Source organism: Psychromonas sp. Urea-02u-13 (assembly GCF_002835995.1).
In the GTDB taxonomy this organism is placed as follows: domain Bacteria; phylum Pseudomonadota; class Gammaproteobacteria; order Enterobacterales; family Psychromonadaceae; genus Psychromonas.
This window is the reverse complement of sequence record NZ_PJBZ01000158.1, coordinates 1-2,958: the sequence shown is the minus strand read 5'-3', so window position 1 is coordinate 2,958 and position 2,958 is coordinate 1. Positions and strand designations below refer to the sequence as shown.

4 protein-coding genes are annotated in these 2,958 nt (G+C 34.8%); all 4 read left to right on the top strand.

From position 1 onward, the window contains the following. On the top strand, positions 1-880 hold an 880-nt coding region (locus CXF74_RS20885), incomplete at its 5' end, for a hypothetical protein (RefSeq protein ID WP_157822498.1). Between the two features lie 131 nt (positions 881-1,011). Beyond that, positions 1,012-1,434, top strand: coding sequence for a GNAT family N-acetyltransferase (locus tag CXF74_RS20880; RefSeq protein WP_157822497.1), 423 nt, complete (start codon positions 1,012-1,014; stop codon positions 1,432-1,434). A 142-nt stretch (positions 1,435-1,576) separates the two neighbouring features. After that, positions 1,577-2,440 (top strand): hypothetical protein, encoded by an 864-nt coding sequence (locus CXF74_RS20875; protein WP_101084505.1) that lies wholly within the window; start codon positions 1,577-1,579, stop codon positions 2,438-2,440. Positions 2,441-2,557: 117 nt separating this feature from the next. Further along, positions 2,558-2,866, top strand: a complete 309-nt coding sequence (locus tag CXF74_RS20870; protein ID WP_101084503.1) for a hypothetical protein — start codon at positions 2,558-2,560, stop codon at positions 2,864-2,866. Positions 2,867-2,958 lie beyond the last annotated feature (92 nt).

Below are 2,958 nucleotides of genomic sequence, written 5' to 3'. Positions count from 1 at the left end.
TACCATTATCTTATTCTGGAGTTATCAACTGAAATTTTTCAATAATTATGAATTAGCAACGACAACTTTAATTACTTTAGCTTTTATCATAGGCATGTGCTTCCCATTAATACGAAATAGCCTTGGCTCTGTTATTAAAGCGTTTTTCCAAAGTAAAATAGTATCGTTAGTTACCTTGTTTTTAGCTTATATAGCTACGGTGCTTTACGGTTTGTACTTGATTGAACTTTGGGATTTTGCACAATTTAAAAATTCTATTTTGTGGTTTGTTCTTATTGGTTGTGTCCAACTTTTTGGTCTAACAAAGGTAATAAGTATTAATGAATTTATAAAAACATCCTTGAAAAAGCAAGTGCAATGGATTGTTTTACTTGAACTACTGATCTCATTTCGTCATCTTCCGTATGAAGCAGAAGTTATAATCATATTACTTATCTTCATATTCTCTCTTTTAAAAGTCACCGCTGAGAATAACCCTGAACATTGGCAAGTTGTAAATGTATGTAGTTCTTTTTTAAATACAATAGGGCTAATTATAATCACGAGTGCAGTGTTACATATTATATCTGATACAGATAAGTTCTTGAGTTTCTCGACTGTGCAAGTATTTTTGATACCGATTATTCTGACTATTGTATCGTTACCATATTTCTACTGTGTTCATCGGTATATTACGTATGAGTCAGCTTTTGTTATAACTAAGATTTATACAAATTCATTTAGGTTACGCCAATATGCAAAATATAAATCTTTTATCGCGTTTAAAGGAGATCATACAATAATTAAAGATTGGTTGATGTTCTCCTGTATGAGTGAATTTGAATCAAAAGCTTCAATTTCTGAATCAATTGATACTTACAAAACAGCGATATCAAATTAAAAATGGTATAACAAGCAATTTAAACGGAACATAAACAGTTGGCTATGTTTCGCTTCGCTCCACAATTTTAGCCAACTATTTCTGTCCGCTTAATGTGGGCGTTATGTGCTTGTTCACATTGGAGTAGTTTCGTGAAGATCGAAATAAGAAAATCTCAATCCTGTGAATTTGCATCTGCACTTACGCAAGAAAATATGAAAGCGTATTATGAAATAAGAAGCATTCAATGGAATTCTGAACAGTTTGCTAAGAGTTGGGAAGAATTCGAAAATTTCGATATTTATCTTGAATCTAAACTTATCGGTGTTTTACGTTTTTCATATGGCAATTCAAACTGCTATATCAGAGATTTGCAAATTGAGTCTAATGTACAAGGCAAGGGTATTGGAAAGTACTGTTTAAATTATGCAACTAGATTCGCTAAAGATCGCGGTGATAACTGTATTAAGTTAAGAGTGTTCTCTGAGAATCCTGCTATTAAGTTATATAGTAATCATGGCTTTGAAAAAGTATCTGAATCTAAAGGCTTAATGGTAATGTCGCTAAGTATTTGAAATAGCACATAACAAGGCGTTTAAACGGAACAAAAACAGTGGGTCACGTTTCGCTTCGCTACACATTATAACCCACAATTTTTGTCCGCTTAACGCGGCGTTAGGCTTCTTAGCATGTGGTATTTTAATTAGGCGGTAATAAATGTTATTAGAATTAGACAGGTTTCTAGAAATTATCGAGGAGATAGATTCCTCTTTAGCTGCAGAGCAATTAGATATCGCAGCAAGACCAATGCACGCCACAATTAAAGTTCTCAATCTACTAGGTATTGATGCTCCTTTAGCGGGGCGCTCTGTAGAAACTGCGAGTTTACCTATTACAGTAAATAATATTAGTAGTCATGTAAATTCTTGGTATCAAGGTCTGTATGAAGATACGCTAAAGGTAGATTTCTCGCTGGGAACAATACCTTTTATGGTTCGTGGCGAAGTATTTGATGTTAAAGTCCCTTTAACATACGGTCAGATTTTGGTGGTATCTAGCAAAGAAACAATGACAGGTAACAATATCCTCAATGCAGTTGATATGGTTCAAAACCTACCTACACCGCTTAGAGCTAGATTCACGCCAAAAGAAGAAAATGAACTTCAAGCATATTTTGTTACTGCCCATAAAGTAGTCGCTGAAATGTCACGTTTCAAAGGAAATGACTTTATTGATACAGCGCTAAAAGACTCGTTTGTAAGTTGTGAAAATCTTACGATTCGCCCAAAAAGTCCAGATTTATCTTCTTGGCATTCAGCTCAATTTGCAGAGAAAGTAATGAAGTTTTACATCTCTCATAATTCTGGAAGTGTGAAATTTACTCACAAGTTTAAAGATCTGCTCAAAGAAACGAAAAAACTCGGATATAACCCAGACTCTCGCATTAACTGGCCGCTTTTGTCGTCTGTAACACCTACAGCAAGGTATGAGACAGGTAAAGTAAATGCTTCTACAGCACTAAGTATTAATATTGAGGCTTGGCGAGTTGCTTTTGATATCATGCATCAAATCAAAGCCTAACAAGGCGTTTAAACGGAACAAAAACAGTGGGTTACGTTTCGCTTCGCTACACATTATAACCCACAGTTTTTGTCCGCTTAACGCGGCGTTATAAGGCATGCATGTTTGGAGTTTTAAATGTCAAATATAGGATCAGTTCAATATTCTAAAGGCAATAGTGTTGGTGAGTTAAAAGCTGTCTGGATTCATGCCGATTATGGTCACGGAACAGGTTTGGCTATTGGAAGCCAAAGTACAAAGTTTGAAGGTAAATATGAAATTAAGTATTTTGATAGCAATGGCTCCTTTTTAACTGTTCTTGATTTAGAAATCATTAAGAATGAGCAACGCTATGATTTATCGTGGAGTAAAAATGGTGTAGTCACCAGTATTGGAATCGGAGTAGAAAGCTCTGATATATTATCAGCAGGTTACTATGACGTGTAAAGCCTTATAACAAGGCATTTAAACGGAATTAAAACAGTGGGTTAAGTTTCGTGCCTCAACATTATAACCCACTATTTTAATCCGCTTAATGC

Excerpts from the sequence above, each read along its gene's own strand:
- CXF74_RS20875 (WP_101084505.1), top strand. The coding sequence starts at position 1,577 with ATGTTATTAGAATTAGACAGGTTTCTAGAAATTATCGAGGAGATAGAT.
- CXF74_RS20870 (WP_101084503.1), top strand. The coding sequence starts at position 2,558 with ATGTCAAATATAGGATCAGTTCAATATTCTAAAGGCAATAGTGTTGGT.